The following is a 16,986-nucleotide window of genomic DNA, read 5'->3' as shown; positions in this document are numbered from 1 at the left end:
CGCTCTTATGAGTCGTTACCCTGCTGAATTCGACGCAAAGAACGCTCACGACGAGATTCTTCACGACTCAAATCCAACAATGTTTCTTCAATATAAGCTAAGTGAGAATGTGACATTTCACGTGCCTTTTCAGGCTGACCGGAAACAATCGCATCTACAATATTAGCTCTGTGTTTACTTACTTTTTCAACTACTTCATCGCGACGATGTAAGAGTTTGAGATTCTGTAGGACATTTTGCTCCAATAACGGCGCCAGACTACGGACGATGTGCAACAACACCACGTTATGCGCAGCTTCCGTTAACGCTATCAAGAACTGCATCACGGCAGTCGCTTCAGCCTCAACATTCTTTTTCGCTTGTTCTTGGCTGATTTTTTTCAAGCATGCTTGAATGCGGGCAAAGTCCTGTTCGGTTCCACGAACTGCTGCAAAGTACGCAGAAATACCTTCCATCGCATGACGCGTTTCAAGTAAATCCAACTGTGTTTCCGAATGGCTAGACAATAAATTTAGCAGAGGATCGGAGAAACTCGTCCAAATTTTCTCACTAACAAATGTACCGCCGCCTTGGCGTCGAGTCAGAAGACGCTTAGCTTCTAAACGTTGAATAGCCTCTCGGATTGAGGGTCGAGAAACATCAAACTGCTTTGCCAGTTCTCGCTCTGGCGGCAACTGTTGCCCCGGAGACAAGGTTCCTTCCACTATCAGCCTTTCCAATTCTTGTTCTATCACATCGGAAAGCTTAGGCTGACGAATCCTTTGATAAGCCATAGTTATTGTTCTTCTATTTCTTCGCAGTCAATTGGTATTACCAATTTCATATTGGCGACGAAATTAACATAATTAAAACGCAAGTTCCAGTCAAAATTTGACCCACATCATTGAACAACATAAGTGTCAACACTTTGATAACAATAGCTGATTAAAACAGCAACCCTATTGGTCTGACCAATTACAAAAAACAAACAAGTCAATAATGAATCAGCTATCGCTCAAGTTTAGAACAACTCACCATGTTGTGTTATCGCCCTTAAGCCTGATATCTGGCTCAAGAACCTCAGCGAAGGGAAAGAGTTTAAGAAACTGGCCAGAGTAACAGCCTGTTAAGAATGCCACCAAAATAAAACGGCCAAACCTCTCCAATACACAGAAAGAGTTTGATAGCCACTATTTAGCTTCTAGGTGATCTATCATAAGCTGCAAAGACTGGTTGCCTCGAAACTCGTTAATATCAAGCTTATAGGCTAAATGAACCGTTTTTACCGATGCGTCAGGCCAACGCCGCAAATCAACATTAAAAGCGATACCATCAATCATAATGTTAGTTGGATGACCTTTGTGCAATGGCTCCAGCATGAGTTTTAGGTGCTTTTCTCCTACTAACTTTTGATGAAGAAGCTTGAATTCACCATCAAATATTGGCTCGGGAAACGCTTGCCCCCACGGCCCTGCTGAACGCAATTGTTCCGCCGTATGCATGGAAAACTCTTCAGGCTTGAGCTCTCCGTCAGAGAGAATAATTCCCTTGAGCGCAGCATCATCGAGCTCTGCTTGTACAGCAATATCAAACAGCTGAGCAAATTGCTCAAAATCTTTTTCTAAAATGGTGAGACCCGCCGCCATGGCATGACCACCAAATTTAATAATCAATCCTGGATTTTGTGTATCAATGCGATCGAGTGTATCTCGCATATGCAAACTTGGAATCGAACGACACGAGCCTTTTAGTAGACCATCCCCCCCATCAGCAAAAGCAATCACGGGACGGTGAAATTTTTCTTTGATTCGGGATGCTAAGATACCTATCACCCCTTGATGCCAGTCGCGTTGAAATAGCACTAAGCCATATGGCATTTGGCTTTCACCAAATTGTAAACGCTCGCAAAATGCCATTGCTTCCTGCTTCATCCCTTCTTCAATTTCTCTTCGAGTTTGATTCAGGCCATCTAATTCACTCGCCATTCTCCGCGCGGCATGAATATTATCTGTGAGTAGAAGCTCAACACCAAATGACATATCGTCCAAACGACCAGCAGCATTAATCCGTGGACCTAGCGCAAACCCAAAGTCGGCCGCTACAAGCCTTCTCGCATCACGCTTTGCCACTTCGATTAAGGCTTGGATTCCTGGTCTCGCTTTACCCGCTCGAATCCTCTGTAGCCCTTGATGAACCAGAATTCGATTATTTCCGTCCAAAGGGACCACATCAGCCACAGTACCTAAGGCAACAAGATCAAGGAGCTCCATTAATTTTGGTTCTGGTATGCCTTGTTGAGAAAACCAGCCCACATTGCGCATATAAACACACAAAGCCATCATCAAGTAAAACGCCACTCCCACCCCTGCTAAAGCTTTAGATGGAAAGGCACAAGACTCCAGGTTCGGATTAACCATGGCGTCTGCGATCGGAAGTTCACTACCCGGTAAGTGGTGATCCGTCACTAATACCGTTAATCCCTGCGATTTGGCGTATCGCACCCCTTCGATAGAAGATACCCCGTTGTCCACGGTCATGATGACCTGAGCACCAATCTCGATAGCTTGGTCAACCACTTCAGGACTCAATCCATAGCCGTCCTCAAACCGATTGGGTACTAAATAATCGACATTTGGTGATCCAAGCATTCGTAACGCAAGTACAGACAATGCTGAACTGGTTGCGCCATCTGCATCAAAGTCTCCGACAACGATAATACGTTTATTTGCTAAGATAGCTTGATACAAAATCTCAACTGCGCTTTCAATTCCTTGGAGTTTCTGAAATGAATGTAGTGCTCGGGCTGTTGTTGTTAATTGATCTGGATGAGTTATACCACGAGCAATATAGATGCGTTTGAGAAGAGGCGTAATATCAGCCTCAAGCATGGCAGGATCAGTCTCTGGACGACGTTGAATTTCTATCATAAATATATCTTTGAGGATTGTATGCTTTAGGCTGGGTAATCAGTGGCTATTTGTTACTAAACAGCCACCTCATCATACTGGTATTCAATGTTAAACAAGGTGGCCATTGCAGGCAGTATTATGACTTTTGAGCCTGCTGTAGACGTTTTAGCATTTGATCTGGTGGCAGATATCCACCAACCATTTCACCGCCAGGTAAAAAGATCGCTGGAGTTCCACTGATGCCGAGCTCTCGTCCCAAGGCATAATGTTGTTTGATAATCTCTTGATACTTAGCGAAATCTTTGCTTTTTTCAGGGAATTGACGCTTCTCTTTTGCATCATTCATCGCTTTTTGAGGATTTTCAGCTCCCCAAATGGTTGCCATTTGATCAGCAACAGAACCTGTGCCTCCTTGACGAGGATAGGCCATATAACGAACCGTGATACCAAGAGCCTTATAGTCGTCAATCTGACCATGTAACTTCACACAATAACCACAAGTAATATCAGTAAAAACAGTGACAACATACTTCTCATTGTCAGCTTTGAACTCGATCATACTGTCTTTAAATGCATCGATTTTAGCCGCATTGATCGGTGCTTGACGCTTTGCCAATACATCTTCGTACTGCCCATCTTTATCTAGCTTATACAATGTCCCTGCTAAAAAATATTCACCATCTGGCGAAGCAAAAAGCACCCCACCACTCGTTTGAACCTCAACCAAGCCTTTGATATCAGCTGGTACAACCTTGTTGATCTCCAAACCTAATTTAGAGAAACGCTTTTCAAGTTGAGTCTTATCTAACTTTGTATCCGTTGCTGAAAATGCCTGAGTAGCGACTAACAAAGGAAGGGTAAGAAGAGTCATTCGGCGCAATACGCTCATTTAATTCACCTTGTACTTAACGGCAAAAGGGCATTCCCCTCATGCTCTTGGATGATGCTCACTGTGTAACTGTTTTAGTCTTTCCGTTGCCACGTGAGTATAAATTTGTGTTGTCGATAAGTCACTGTGCCCCAGTAACATTTGCACAACCCTCAAATCTGCCCCATAGTTGAGCAAGTGGGTGGCAAAAGCATGACGCAATACATGTGGCGACAACAAATCAGTATCGATTCCAGCAATAATGGCATAATGCTTAATTCGATGCCAAAAAGTCTGACGCGTCATTTGACGAGCTCTTTTACTCGGAAACACCACATCCGATGTTGTCTCTCCTAGCAACTCAGACCGCCCATCTTGGATAAAAGTTTCAATCCATTCAACCGCATTTTCCCCCATTGGGACCAAGCGCTCTTTTCCGCCTTTACCAGTGACGCGCACAACGCCTTGCCTAAGGCTTATATTTTCCATCGTTAAACTAACAAGTTCAGTTACTCGAAGTCCAGTGGCATAAAGCAATTCAAGCATGGCTTTATCTCTCAACTCCATCGCATCCTCAGGATCGGGGGCATTTAACAATGCTTCAACTTGCGCTTCACTTAAATCTTTCGGTAAACGTTTGGGCAATTTAGGACTGACCAAAAGCGCACTCGGGTCATCACCTCGCACTTTTTCACGATGGAGGTACTGGAACAATCGTCGAATAGCCGACAACATCCTTGCACGAGAAGTCTGTTTGTAACCTTGGTCCATCAGCCAACTCTGATAGTCCTGAAGTCCAGATAAACTGATGAAGTCAAGACGGTAATTATTGTCATCCATCCACTGGATAAGCTTGGATAGATCGTTACGATATGATGCCAGAGTATTTTCAGACAACCCTCTTTCCATCCACATCGCATCAAGAAACTGCTCGACTATCCCCTGCTCGAGAGACACCTTATCTGACACATTCACTCCCCATCGGTAAGATTTGTGCTCAATGTTAGTGGCATACGATAATAAAGCCATAAAAATTGCTTTTTATTGTGTATATTCGCTGCAAAGCTCGTCATTTTGTGGTTAGAATTCGCTATTCGTTTGTATGAGTGGCAAAGAAAGTGATGAAAATTGGTCTGTTTTACGGTTCAACCACCTGCTATACCGAAATGGCCGCAGAAAAGATGCGAGCTATTTTAGGCGAAGATTTGGTCGATATTTTTAATGTCAAACAAACCCAATTGGCCGAGATGGCGAATTATGATTTACTCATTCTAGGTATATCGACTTGGGATTTTGGGGAGATCCAAGAAGACTGGAATGAAGTTTGGAATGACATTGCCAGCTTATCGCTTAGCGGAAAAACCGTTGCATTATACGGATTAGGCGATCAAGAAGGATACGGTGAGTGGTACTTAGATGCGATGGGAATGCTGCATGAACAGCTAGAAAAAACAGGCGCCAACTTTATTGGTTATTGGCCAAATGATGAAAGCTATCAATTCGACGCATCCAAAGCGCTAACCAATGACGGAAAACAATTTGTTGGCCTTGCTCTGGATGAAGACTCTCAATACGAGCTCAGTGACGAGCGCATAGCAACATGGATTGAACAAATCTTAGTTGAGTATCAAGAAACGCTCTAACAAGGTTAAAGATTGATGCAGCGGCATCAATCTTCCAATCTAAGCCAAAATATTAAGTTCTTTTTGACATGACACAGACAAGGTCATCGTCTTATGCTCCCCAGATACTTTTGCCAATCAAAAACCAAACCTGGGTCTGTTTTTCGCATCGGTGCTATATATTGATGTCCAGTAATTCTAGACGCGGTTATATGAGGAAAACGATTTTGTATCGACGCAGTTAAATGAGCGAGGGACTGATATTGCTCATCCGTGTAAGCAACAAAGTCGCTGCCTTCGAGTTCAACCCCGATTGAGTAGTCATTGCATTTCTCTCGTCCTGCAAAACTTGAAACACCCGCATGCCAAGCTCTTGCAGTGAATGGCACAAACTGGACCACTTCACCATCTCGCCGAATCAAACAATGAGCCGACACCTTGCTTTGATAAATAGTTTCAAAAAAAGGGTGTGCCGTACGCTCTAACTGACCAGTAAACAACTGCTCGATAAAAGGTCCTCCAAACTGACCTGGCGGCAAACTGATATTGTGAATCACCAGCAAAGAAATATCTTCGACATCTGGTCGGCAATCAGAAAAAGGAGAAGGAACACGCCGTGCTCCTATGTACCAACCATCTTCATCTATCATCTCTAGTTACCTAAATTGTTGTTAAGTTCTTGATTTGAGAGTTTTAAGCATTTAATACCAGAATAATGGCTGAATTTCCCTGCTACTCATCGTATCATGCCTCTCTCATGTACAACTGCCTATTAAATTTGTGATGAAACATCCCCATAACAGCAAAGAACGTCTCGAGTATTTGAAACAACAACTGCCACAGGAAATATCTCGCTCGGTAACAGAAGCAATTAAAGAAGATTTGGGTGGCACACTTGATCCAGCTGCAGATATTACCGCAAGTTTAATCCCAGAAAACGCCCATAATGAAGCAACCATAATAACTCGTGAACATGGGATATTTTGTGGGCGCGATTGGGCAGATGAAGTGTTCAAGCAACTGGGTGATGAAGTTAAAATTGAATGGTACGTTAAAGATGGAGAAGAAGTTGAGCCAAACCAAGTTCTTTGTCACCTTTCTGGCCCATCACGAGCCTTACTCACTGGCGAACGAAATGCCATGAATTTCATACAAACACTTTCAGGATGCGCGACAATTACAGCTCAATATGCCAAGCAACTTGAAGGAACTGGCTGCCGTCTACTCGATACCCGTAAAACGATTCCCGGCTTACGCAGCGCGTTAAAATATGCGGTCGCATGCGGAGGGGGCTTTAATCATCGTATTGGCGTGTTCGATGCTTACCTTATCAAAGAAAACCACATTATTGCCAATGGGGGTATTACTCAAACCATACATACGGCAAAGCAGCTGCACCCAGGTAAGCCTATTGAAGTCGAAACAGAAAGCTTACAAGAACTTAGAGAAGCCATTGATGCTGGTGCCGATATTATTATGCTGGATAACTTCACCACAGACATGATGCGTGAAGCAGTTAAAATCAATGCAGGTCGCGCAGCTTTGGAAAATTCAGGAAATGTCACTTTGCAGACATTAAGAGAATACGCGCAAACGGGCGTAGATTATATTTCGGTGGGGGCATTAACAAAACACATCAAAGCGTTAGACTTATCGATGCGTTTCAAATAGCAGTCTCAGAGAGAGCTTACAACTCTCTCTTCCATTTACTCAATTCCCTTAGCAATAGAAAATTTGCTCGTCATTCTAACCACTATGCAACCGCTATGTGGACAAGTGATTAATTGAGCCAACAGCTTTCACCCCTTTATTCTATTGTCCATGCCGATGTCTGTTTGTTTTCATATTATCGATAGTAACTTCCTACACAAACAATTAATGGTGTTAGCCACAATGAAAACATCACTTGGCTTTACCCTCATTGAACTGATGATAGTTGTTGCCATCATAGGCATCTTGTCATCTTTTGCCGTTCCGACCTATCAAAATTACACCAAACGCGCCCATGCAAGTGAAATATTAAGCACTATGTCGGCGATGAAAATGGCCGTTGGTATTTGTGCATCCACGACAGGGGAAGCACAACAATGCACTTCTGGCAAAAACGGCGTACCACTAAAGCAAGACTTCAGCGGTTACTCGATTGAAGCTCTTGCGGTTGGTGGAGAAAATATCATCAAGGCGACAGCAACAAATGCAAAAGGCTCACTACCTGCAGACGCCACTCTCTCACTGACTAGCAACGTATCCATAAGTGGGCTAGCTTGGCGCTTGGAATGTACTGGCATTGATAGCCAGCATTGGTGTCCAGAGAGCTAAAAATGACTCAGCTTCCCGATTTTTTGCACAGCGCCAATATAATCAGTGCTGAACAAGTGAAATTAACATTTGCTGCCATGGCAGACAATAAAACCGATGTCTGTTCGGCGCTGATGGAATTTGATAATGTCACTTCTAAGATACTGACGGAGGCTCTGAGTAAGCTTTTCAACCTTCCCATTGTCAGCTTAGAAAGATTTGATTATCAATCATGTTGTAAGCAGTGGACGATTAACCATCTAATCCGCCAGCACTTAGCATTACCCCTAGCAATACAAAATAATAGACTCGTTGTCGCCGTTACCGATCCGTCAGATTCGAGTATAGAGCAAGCATTTTATTTCACGACAGGCTTCCATATAAAGCCCGTGCTCATCGATATAAGCCTACTCATTTCTACCATAAAGTCATTACTAGGATCGGATAAGGGAAACCTGACACACAGAAAGGATAATATAAGCCTTCATGACCTCCAGAATTTAATTGCTGATGAAGGAGAGATACGACCGGATGTTGAGCAAGACAGCTCTCCAATTAGTCGCTACATACATCAAATAATTGTCGAGGCTGTACGGAAAAAAGCCTCGGATATCCACTTTGAGCCTTATGATGGGTGGTTTAGAATCCGATTTCGCTGTGATGGTTTGCTCATCGAAGTCGAGCAGCCTCCTTACCAAATTTGTAAAAGACTCGTCGCTAGGCTAAAAATTTTAGCTCAGCTTGATATTTCTGAACGCCGTTTGCCTCAAGATGGCCGCATCACTCTCAATCTAGCAGAATCCACGCCCATTCACATCCGAATGTCCACTTTACCCACTATGTGGGGTGAAAAAGTGGTGTTGAGAATTCTCGATAATCAGGTCATCAGTCTAGATCTTGAAGTGCTTGGCTATAGCTATTCACAGCGCCTACTTTTCGAGCAGGCCCTCAACAAGCCCCAAGGCCTTATCCTTATTACCGGACCAACTGGGAGCGGTAAAACTCAGTCTTTATACACTGGACTCACTATACTAAACAATCAAAGCCGCAATATTGCAGCTGCGGAAGATCCCATTGAAATCAGTTTATCTGGAATCAATCAGGTCCAGATTCAACCTCAGATAGGATTTGGCTTTGCTGAAGCTCTACGTGCTTTTCTCCGTCAAGATCCAGATGTCATCATGGTTGGAGAAATACGAGATAAAGAAACGGCGGATATTGCCACTAAAGCGGCGCAAACTGGTCATCTTGTTCTCGCTACTCTGCACACAAATTCAAGCACAGAAGCTATTGATAGACTGAAAAATATAGGTATAGAGCCGCACAATATAGCGACCTCTCTTATTCTAGTTATCGCTCAGAGGTTGCTACGCAGACTTTGTCCCTTGTGCAAATCCCCAACGGATCATCCAGATCACGCTTCCGAGTTAGAAAAATCCTCCTGTTACCAAGCGAGTAATGAGGGTTGCAGCGCATGCAATCAAGGGTATTTAGGGCGAATCGGTATCTATGAAATGCTGAATATCACTCCTGAGTTAAGCCATTCGATTCTGAAAAATGCCCCCGTACATGAATTAGAAAAGATCGCAAAAAGGCAAGGAATGACCCCACTCTACCGACTTGGAATGGAGAAGATTTGTCAAGGCGTCACTAGCTACGCAGAAGTCCAACGAGTCTTGGCATGATAAGATAAGTATTCATATGCCTACTCCAAAATTAAACTATTATCTTTGGCGTGGAATAGATTCAAAAGGCCAAAAAAAACGAGGGAAAGTCGTCGCCCTATGCCAAACACAGGTGCTCGAATATTTATGCGAACAAAACATTGATGTTCGACTAATCTTAAAACAGCCACTGCCCTTCAACAAACGGATACAAGAAAGATTCAATAAACAGGATATCACTCGCCTGAGTCGCCAGTGGTCAAGCATGATAGATGCTGGGCTGCCAATTACTACCTCACTAAAACTCATTGCAAACACTTCAGCAAAAGCGGGAATCACCGCTCTTATTTGGCAAATACGGCAAAAACTCGAAGCGGGTTTATCCGTCACTCAAGCTCTTAAACAATCCTCTGACCATTTCGACCCTATATTTCTAGCGATTGTTAACGCTGGAGAAAAGACAGGGAGACTCGCTGAATCGTTAGAACGAATAGCCAGCCATAGAGAGAAACTTGAGTATATTCGTTCAAAGGCTTTAACCGCCGCTATTTATCCTTGTTTAGTACTTGGGACGGCCTTACTCGTTACCATACTCATGCTAACTCAAGTTATTCCTGAACTTGAGCAAATGTTTTCAAATCACAATGCCCCTCTACCTTGGTTTACTCAGCAAGTGATCTATTTATCACAAGCGACTCAAAATTACGGGCCTTATATCGGGATAACGATTACTTTAACTATTTGGTTGATTCTCCATGGATACCACCACTCTCGCCGTTGTCGAGAATGGTTAGATAGTGTAAAAGTACATCTACCTTATATTGGTAATCTTCACAATTTGACTTGTTTTACCCAATTTTGTAGAACCTTGGCCACCTGCTGCGATTCTGGGCTACCTATCACACCAAGTTTGCATGCTTCCGTACAAACATGCGAAAGCACCTACTATCAAAAAATGATCGATGTCGTGACTGAGGAGGTAAATTCTGGTCAAGCTTTGCACATAGCAATGCGTCAAAGTGGCGTTTTTCCTCAATTTATGATGCAAATGATTATGTTGGGGGAGGAGTCAGGAAGACTTACAGACATGCTCCATCGAATAGCAAATGAATATGAACGTGAGCTTGAAAAGACCATTGAGCGTATGAGTCAAGCATTTGAACCCATTATGATCGTGATACTTGGTACAATTGTATCCAGTTTAGTGATCGCTATGTACTTGCCCATCTTTAACTTAGTGAGTGTAATGGGCTAATATAACCCTCTTAAGCCACTGCCAGCTTCCCCAATAGGTTGAGTCAAATATGGATCTGTTTATTTACTACCCGTGGTTATTTCCAGCCCTAGCCACTTTATTCGGCCTGATCATCGGAAGTTTTCTCAATGTTGTCATTCATCGTTTACCTAAGATCATGGAATATGAATGGCGCAAAGAGTGCGCTGATTGCTTCCCTGAATCTCAAATTAAACCGCCTGTAGACCATTTTAACCTCAGCACTCCAGGTTCGCACTGCCCAAAATGTAAAACGCCAATTCGCATACGTGACAATATCCCTTTGCTGAGTTGGTTAATATTAAGAGGCAAATGTCACCATTGCCAAGAAAAAATAAGCGTACGCTATCCTCTCATTGAGCTGATATCGGCGCTTTCTTGCTTTGTGATAGCATATCAATTTGATGTTAGCTATTTTTCTATTGCCCTGCTCTTTTTTACCTTTGTCCTGATTGCAGCCACGTTTATTGATTTGGATACCATGCTTTTGCCTGACCAACTGACTCTGCCACTTGTCTGGTCAGGTATTACTCTATCTTTGATGGGAATAAGTCCTGTGACACTGCAAGATTCGGTTGTAGGCGCCATTGCAGGCTACTTATGTTTGTGGTCAGTCTATTGGCTCTTTAAAATCATTACGGGCAAGGAAGGAATGGGCTATGGTGATTTTAAACTGTTATCAGCTCTAGGGGCTTGGCTAGGTTGGCAATATTTACCCATGATTATCTTACTCTCTTCTTTTGTTGGGCTCATATTCGGCCTCATACAATTGCGCATGAAAAAGCAAGGAATAGATAGAGCATTTCCTTTTGGTCCATACCTTGCTATCGCAGGCTGGATTGGTGCGATTTGGGGAAAAGATATTGTAAACTGGTATTTTGCTCAAATTGTTGGAATTTGATATGTCTTATGTTGTCGGATTAACTGGTGGTATTGCGAGTGGCAAAACCACAGTAGCGAATCTATTTAATCAGCACTTTGGTATCGACGTTATTGACGCTGATATTATCGCTAGACAAGTCGTCGAAAAAGGGTCTAAAGGGTTAGAAAGTATAAGTTCTCGTTTTGGCCCAAACATCTTATTGAGTGACGGAACACTAAATCGAGCTAAACTAAGAGATATAGTCTTCACATGCGAAGAAAACAAAACATGGCTCAATGGGTTACTTCACCCTATGATTAGGGAAAAAATGAAAGTCGATATTGCTAAAGCTTCATCGCAATATGTACTGCTCGTAGTACCATTATTAGTCGAGAATAACTTACAAAACTTGACTGATAGAGTCTTGGTCGTTGATGTCGATGAACAAACGCAGTTACAAAGAACAATGGAAAGAGATAAGGTTAATCTTGGACAGGCTCAATCCATCATTGCGGCTCAGGCAAGCCGTGCCGAGAAGCTCGCAATTGCCGATGATGTGATTAAAAATAATGCAAAAAACAAAGAACTTTTGCCTCAAATCACAGAATTACATAAAAAGTATCTAGAATTAAGTATGAGAAATCGGTCAGAATAAGGGAAGAACAATCTAAGGCTATATGGAATGACAACGCACTATTTTGAACATCCATTAAACGAGAAGACACGCATATATTTGCGCGTTGAAGCCTTGCTCAATCAATTAAATATGTCATCACAATTTAGTGATGATATGCAGCACCTGTTATTTTTTCGCTCACTATTTGATCTACTTGAGATTTTTGAGCAAATCCAACTCAAAAGTGAATTGGCTAAAGATATTGAAAAGCAGCGTCTTTCCTATCGTTCATGGCTACATGTTGAAGATGTTGACCAAAAGATGCTGAATAATATTTTGGCCGAAGTAGATGAAGTTCACAGTAAGCTCATGGCTGCCGAGCGGTTTGGTCAGAGCCTAAAAGAAGATCGCTTCCTAAGTACAATCAGACAAAGATTTAATCTGCCGGGAGGTTCATGCTGCTTCGATTTACCTGCTCTTCATCATTGGTTGCACCTCCCCTTAAAGCAAAAAACTGAAGACAGTCGACAATGGCTAGAAAATCTGAAGCCTTTAACAGACGCCCTTAACCTCTGGTTACGCCTAACACGAGAAACAGGGCATTTCCACCAGCAAGAAGCGCGAGCGGGCTTTTATCAAAGTGATGCTGAGGACGCCAATATTTTACGCTTGGAAATTCCAATGGAGTACGGTGTCTACCCTATGATTTCAGGCCACAAGAATCGTTTTGCTATCAAATTTATCTTTTTTGCTTCAGGACAAGCTTCCTGCGATAATATCGAGTTCCGATTGGCTGTTTGCAGCTAACCTTTGATAAGTATTTCGTAAAGAGGATCGTCATGTCCAAAACCTTTACCGTCCCTTGCCCAAAGTGCGGTACGGACGTCAAGTGGGAAGAAAATAGCTCTTACAGGCCATTTTGCAGCAAGCAATGTCAGATGATAGATTTCGGAGATTGGGCCGATGAAGAAAATTTGATTCCTGGGGCACCGGACATGTCTGATGCCGATGGTTGGTCTGAAGAACAGCATTGATTCAACTAGGATCGATGTTCTTAGATACAAAAAAGCGGAGACCAACTGGTCTCCGCTAATACTATGAGAACGCTAGTTAAAGCATTACTTCTTAGCAAGTTTCTCTTTGATACGAGCTGACTTACCAGAACGCTCACGTAGGTAGTACAACTTGGCACGACGTACTGCACCACGGCGTTTAACTTCAATGCTATCAACCATTGGAGAGTGAGTTTGGAACGTACGCTCCACACCTTCACCGTTAGAAATCTTACGAACGGTAAATGCAGAGTGTAGACCACGGTTACGGATACCGATTACAACGCCTTCAAAAGCCTGTAGACGCTCACGATCACCTTCTTTTACCTTAACTTGAACAACGACTGTGTCACCAGGTGCAAAGTTAGGTAGGTCTTTTTTCATTTGCTCTTCTTCAAGAGCTTTGATGATGTTACTCATTTTCAATATTCCTAGAATAAACTGATACTAAATTTAATAGGTTACTGATCATTATGTTCTTTTATGAACTCGGCCAGTAATTGTTCCTGTTCGTCAGTCAGAGCTAGGTTTTCCAGGAGCTCTGGTCTTCTCAGCCAAGTACGACCCAGCGACTGCTTATGTCGCCAGCGACGAATGTTGTTATGGTTACCAGACGTCAGTACCTCAGGCACTGGATGATCATCCAACACCTCTGGTCGCGTATAGTGGGGGCAATCCAGTAAACCATTGGCAAAAGAATCTTCTTCTGCTGACGCAAAATCTCCTAGTACTCCAGGTATATACCTTGAGACAGAATCAATCAGCGTCATGGCTGGTATTTCACCGCCCGTCATCACAAAATCTCCAATTGACCATTCTTGGTCAACTTCTGATTGGATGATACGCTCATCTACCCCTTCATAACGACCGCAAATAAGAAGCAAGTTCTCATTGCTTGCCAGTTCTTCGACCCCTTTTTGATCGAGTTTACGACCTTGAGGAGACAAGTAGATAACTTTCGTCTTGCCCGGTGAGGCTTTTTTCGCAGCATGGATAGCATCGCGCAAAGGCTGTACCATCATTAACATACCGGGGCCACCACCGTAAGGTCTATCATCGACAGTACGATGTTTATCATGAGTGAAATCCCGAGGATTCCACGTATCTACTGATAAAAGACCTTTTTTAACCGCTTGACCTGTTACCCCATAATCAGTAACGCTGCGGAACATTTCAGGAAAAAGGCTAATTATGCCAACCCACATGTTTTCACCAATATAAACTTGGTTCACTCGCTCCGTTACTTGGAGTTAGAATCCAGGATCCCAGTCAACTTCGATCCGTTGAGCTTGTCGATCAATTAATTTGATTACTTGCTCTTCAAGGAACGGAATTAGTCGTTCCTTTTGACCAAAAGCATCTTTTAGATTCGCTTTTACCACCAAAACATCGTTGGAACCCGTTTCAAGCATGTCAGAGACGATACCCAAATCGTAGCCTTTATCAGTGACTACTTGCATTCCTATAAGATCACGCCAGTAGAATTCATCCTCTGGCAATTCTGGCAATACAGCAGGGTCAATTGCAATTTCAAAGTTGGTCAATAATTGCGCCTCTTCACGCAAATTAAAACCCTCCAGCTTTACCACCAAACCTTTGTTATGGCGCTTCCAGCTTTCAACTTTGTGCTCTACCCACTCACCTTTTTGGTTAATAAACCAAGGTGCGTAATCAAATATACTTTCAGTATTGTCTGTGTAGGAAAAAACCTTAAGCCAGCCACGAATGCCGTAAGAAGCACCAAACTTACCTACTACAATCTTATCGCTGCTCATTGTTTCTTTACCTTTCATCGACATAAGCTAATTACTTCTTCTTAAATCTAAAGAATTAAGCCGCTTTTTGAGCGTCTTTCACTAGCTTAGCTACGCGGTCAGATAGAGATGCGCCTTGACCAACCCAGTGGTTAACGCGATCTAGGTCTAGACGTAGACCTTCTTCTTGACCTTTAGCCGTTGGGTTAAAGAAACCCACTTTCTCAATGAAACGGCCAGTTGCAGCATTGCGGCTGTCCGCTACTACGATTTGATAAAATGGACGCTTCTTCGCGCCGTGACGTGCCAAACGAATGGTTACCATGTCGTCCTCTTTGCTTTCTCAAAAATAAAATTAACCCCAAGAACCGTTTATATGAAACAGTTTGGGGTCTCGTGCCAAAATAAAGCTCCGGAATTTTACTCCTATTCCGCAGTATTGCAAGGTATTTAGCTATTTTTTCACCAATCAAACGACCTATTTATCAAGATAGGAAAGCTGTCATCATTTTGTGAGCTATCTAACACCTTGAATTTTTAATTGGTTAGTAACTAACGACCAAATGGATTAAAACCACCGCCCATACCGCCCATCATTCCTTGCATATTACGCATCATGCCTTTCATGCCGCCTTTTTGCATTTTCTTCATCATTTTTTGCATCTGAGTAAACTGCTTAAGTAGGCGGTTAACATCTTGAACCTGAGTCCCAGAACCAGCAGCGATACGCTTTTTGCGAGACCCCTTAATAAGCTCTGGGCGCTGGCGTTCTTTCATCGTCATCGAATTGATAATGGCCTCCATCTGCTTGAACACCTTATCATCAACCTTATCTTTCATATCGGTCGGCAACTGAGACATGCCGGGCAATTTATCCAGCATTCCCATCATTCCACCCATATTTTGCATCTGTCCAAGTTGTTCACGAAAATCTTCAAGATCAAAACCTTTCTTCTCTTTGAATTTTTTCGCCAGCTTTTCTGCTTTCTCAGTATCGACATTACGTTGCAAGTCTTCGATAAGAGAAAGAACATCTCCCATACCAAGAATACGAGAAGCAACACGCTCAGGGTGGAATGCTTCTAAAGCATCGGTTTTCTCACCAACACCCAAGAACTTGATCGGTTTGCCGGTAATATGGCGAACAGACAGTGCAGCACCACCACGCGCATCACCGTCAACCTTGGTTAGAATAACCCCTGTCAGCGGTAGTGCATCCCCAAATGCCTTCGCGGTATTAGCTGCATCTTGTCCTGTCATCGCATCAACAACAAACAGCGTTTCAACTGGTTTAATGGCCGTATGCAACTGCTGAATTTCAGCCATCATTTGTTCATCAACCGCTAGACGGCCCGCTGTATCGACCAGCAAAACGTCATAAAACTTTTTCTTGGCGTGATCTATTGCTGCATTAACAATATCAAGCGGTTTTTGGTCGGCTGAAGAGGGGAAAAAATCAACGCCAACATCCGATGCTAGTGTTTCCAACTGCTTGATCGCAGCGGGTCTATACACGTCAGCAGAAACAACAAGAACTTTTTTCTTATCTCTTTCGCTTAAAAGCTTGGACAGTTTACCAACAGAGGTTGTTTTACCGGCACCTTGAAGACCAGCCATCAAAATAACAGCAGGAGGCTGAGCGGCTAAGTTAAGTGCTTCATTGGATTCCCCCATAACGGCTTCAAGTTCAGACTGAACAATCTTAATGAACTCCTGTCCTGGGGTGAGCGATTTTGAAACCTCAACACCGACTGCACCTTCCTTTACACGCTTTACAAAATCACGTACGACAGGAAGCGCAACGTCTGCCTCCAGTAAAGCCATACGTACTTCACGTAATGTGTCTTTAATGTTGTCGTCGGTCAAACGACCTTTCCCACTGATATTTTTCAGGGTTTTGGATAATCGATCCGTTAAATTATCAAACATTTTAGTCTCTTTATCTGAGCGACTCTAAGCGCCGTCACCTATCAATTGGCGACAAAATTAGTGTGAGTATACCTTAGCCAGTCACCGCTTTGCACTGCTGTAATCACTTTTGATCTCTCACAACACACAAATCAACTACATAAGTCATAGCCCAAGCTTT

General features: G+C 43.0%; 19 protein-coding genes. 9 read left to right on the top strand and 10 right to left on the bottom strand.

Features of this window, described 5'->3' with window-relative positions; genetic code table 11:
* Positions 1–5: 5 nt before the first annotated feature.
* The 4 genes from pdhR to xerD all read right to left on the bottom strand — a co-directional run bounded on the left by pdhR (position 6) and on the right by xerD (position 4,713).
* Positions 6–773 carry a pyruvate dehydrogenase complex transcriptional repressor PdhR gene (gene pdhR / locus QQK21_RS20270; protein WP_284193981.1) on the bottom strand — a complete coding sequence of 256 codons (768 nt, stop codon included), beginning with the start codon at positions 771–773 and terminating at the stop codon, positions 6–8.
* Between the two features lie 396 nt (positions 774–1,169).
* The gene (recJ, locus tag QQK21_RS20265; RefSeq protein ID WP_284193980.1) at positions 1,170–2,906 is read right to left on the bottom strand and encodes a single-stranded-DNA-specific exonuclease RecJ; all 1,737 of its coding nucleotides are present in this window, start codon (positions 2,904–2,906) and stop codon (positions 1,170–1,172) included.
* 118 nt (positions 2,907–3,024) lie between these two features.
* The gene (locus QQK21_RS20260; protein ID WP_284193979.1) at positions 3,025–3,777 is read right to left on the bottom strand and encodes a thioredoxin fold domain-containing protein; all 753 of its coding nucleotides are present in this window, start codon (positions 3,775–3,777) and stop codon (positions 3,025–3,027) included.
* Between the two features lie 39 nt (positions 3,778–3,816).
* Complete coding sequence (xerD, locus tag QQK21_RS20255; protein ID WP_431313149.1) at positions 3,817–4,713, bottom strand: site-specific tyrosine recombinase XerD; 897 nt, start codon at positions 4,711–4,713, stop codon at positions 3,817–3,819.
* Positions 4,714–4,877: 164 nt separating this feature from the next.
* On the opposite strand from xerD, the gene fldB reads away from it, so the two are divergent.
* Complete coding sequence (gene fldB, locus QQK21_RS20250) at positions 4,878–5,399, top strand: flavodoxin FldB (RefSeq protein WP_284193978.1); 522 nt, start codon at positions 4,878–4,880, stop codon at positions 5,397–5,399.
* Between the two features lie 83 nt (positions 5,400–5,482).
* On the opposite strand, the gene ampD is transcribed toward fldB, so the two are convergent.
* Positions 5,483–6,028 carry a 1,6-anhydro-N-acetylmuramyl-L-alanine amidase AmpD gene (gene ampD / locus QQK21_RS20245; RefSeq protein ID WP_284193977.1) on the bottom strand — a complete coding sequence of 182 codons (546 nt, stop codon included), beginning with the start codon at positions 6,026–6,028 and terminating at the stop codon, positions 5,483–5,485.
* A gap of 133 nt (positions 6,029–6,161) precedes the next feature.
* Here ampD and nadC point away from each other — a divergent pair, with 133 nt between their 5' ends.
* From nadC to yacG, 8 genes are all read left to right on the top strand, one after another.
* A complete protein-coding gene (gene nadC / locus QQK21_RS20240) occupies positions 6,162–7,049 on the top strand; it encodes a carboxylating nicotinate-nucleotide diphosphorylase (RefSeq protein WP_284193976.1) in 888 nt (295 codons plus the stop codon).
* 207 nt (positions 7,050–7,256) lie between these two features.
* A complete protein-coding gene (locus QQK21_RS20235) occupies positions 7,257–7,697 on the top strand; it encodes a pilin (RefSeq protein WP_431313148.1) in 441 nt (146 codons plus the stop codon).
* Positions 7,698–7,699: 2 nt separating this feature from the next.
* Positions 7,700–9,361 carry an ATPase, T2SS/T4P/T4SS family gene (locus QQK21_RS20230; RefSeq protein WP_284193974.1) on the top strand — a complete coding sequence of 554 codons (1,662 nt, stop codon included), beginning with the start codon at positions 7,700–7,702 and terminating at the stop codon, positions 9,359–9,361.
* A 16-nt stretch (positions 9,362–9,377) separates the two neighbouring features.
* Positions 9,378–10,595: a type II secretion system F family protein gene (locus tag QQK21_RS20225; RefSeq protein ID WP_284193973.1), complete on the top strand. Its 1,218-nt coding sequence runs from the start codon at positions 9,378–9,380 to the stop codon at positions 10,593–10,595.
* 49 nt (positions 10,596–10,644) lie between these two features.
* On the top strand, positions 10,645–11,514 hold the full coding sequence (locus tag QQK21_RS20220; RefSeq protein ID WP_284193972.1) for a prepilin peptidase: 870 nt from the start codon (positions 10,645–10,647) through the stop codon (positions 11,512–11,514).
* Position 11,515: 1 nt separating this feature from the next.
* Complete coding sequence (gene coaE / locus QQK21_RS20215) at positions 11,516–12,130, top strand: dephospho-CoA kinase (RefSeq protein WP_284193971.1); 615 nt, start codon at positions 11,516–11,518, stop codon at positions 12,128–12,130.
* 27 nt (positions 12,131–12,157) lie between these two features.
* Complete coding sequence (gene zapD, locus QQK21_RS20210) at positions 12,158–12,898, top strand: cell division protein ZapD (protein WP_284193970.1); 741 nt, start codon at positions 12,158–12,160, stop codon at positions 12,896–12,898.
* 32 nt (positions 12,899–12,930) lie between these two features.
* Positions 12,931–13,125, top strand: coding sequence for a DNA gyrase inhibitor YacG (gene yacG / locus QQK21_RS20205; RefSeq protein ID WP_284193969.1), 195 nt, complete (start codon positions 12,931–12,933; stop codon positions 13,123–13,125).
* An 84-nt stretch (positions 13,126–13,209) separates the two neighbouring features.
* On the opposite strand, the gene rplS is transcribed toward yacG, so the two are convergent.
* The 5 genes from rplS to ffh all read right to left on the bottom strand — a co-directional run bounded on the left by rplS (position 13,210) and on the right by ffh (position 16,826).
* Complete coding sequence (gene rplS / locus QQK21_RS20200; protein WP_045977783.1) at positions 13,210–13,563, bottom strand: 50S ribosomal protein L19; 354 nt, start codon at positions 13,561–13,563, stop codon at positions 13,210–13,212.
* Positions 13,564–13,604: 41 nt separating this feature from the next.
* A complete protein-coding gene (trmD, locus tag QQK21_RS20195) occupies positions 13,605–14,348 on the bottom strand; it encodes a tRNA (guanosine(37)-N1)-methyltransferase TrmD (RefSeq protein ID WP_284193968.1) in 744 nt (247 codons plus the stop codon).
* A gap of 45 nt (positions 14,349–14,393) precedes the next feature.
* Entirely contained in the window at positions 14,394–14,942 is a 549-nt protein-coding gene (gene rimM / locus QQK21_RS20190) for a ribosome maturation factor RimM (RefSeq protein WP_284193967.1), read from the bottom strand.
* A gap of 31 nt (positions 14,943–14,973) precedes the next feature.
* The gene (rpsP, locus tag QQK21_RS20185; RefSeq protein WP_005438039.1) at positions 14,974–15,222 is read right to left on the bottom strand and encodes a 30S ribosomal protein S16; all 249 of its coding nucleotides are present in this window, start codon (positions 15,220–15,222) and stop codon (positions 14,974–14,976) included.
* A gap of 227 nt (positions 15,223–15,449) precedes the next feature.
* Positions 15,450–16,826, bottom strand: coding sequence for a signal recognition particle protein (gene ffh / locus QQK21_RS20180; RefSeq protein ID WP_284193966.1), 1,377 nt, complete (start codon positions 16,824–16,826; stop codon positions 15,450–15,452).
* Between the last annotated feature and the right edge of the window lie 160 nt (positions 16,827–16,986).

Source organism: Vibrio zhanjiangensis (genome assembly GCF_030161235.1).
GTDB lineage: Bacteria > Pseudomonadota > Gammaproteobacteria > Enterobacterales > Vibrionaceae > Vibrio > Vibrio zhanjiangensis.
Note: the sequence above shows the minus strand (reverse complement) of the source record. Positions and strands in the feature narration are given on the sequence as shown.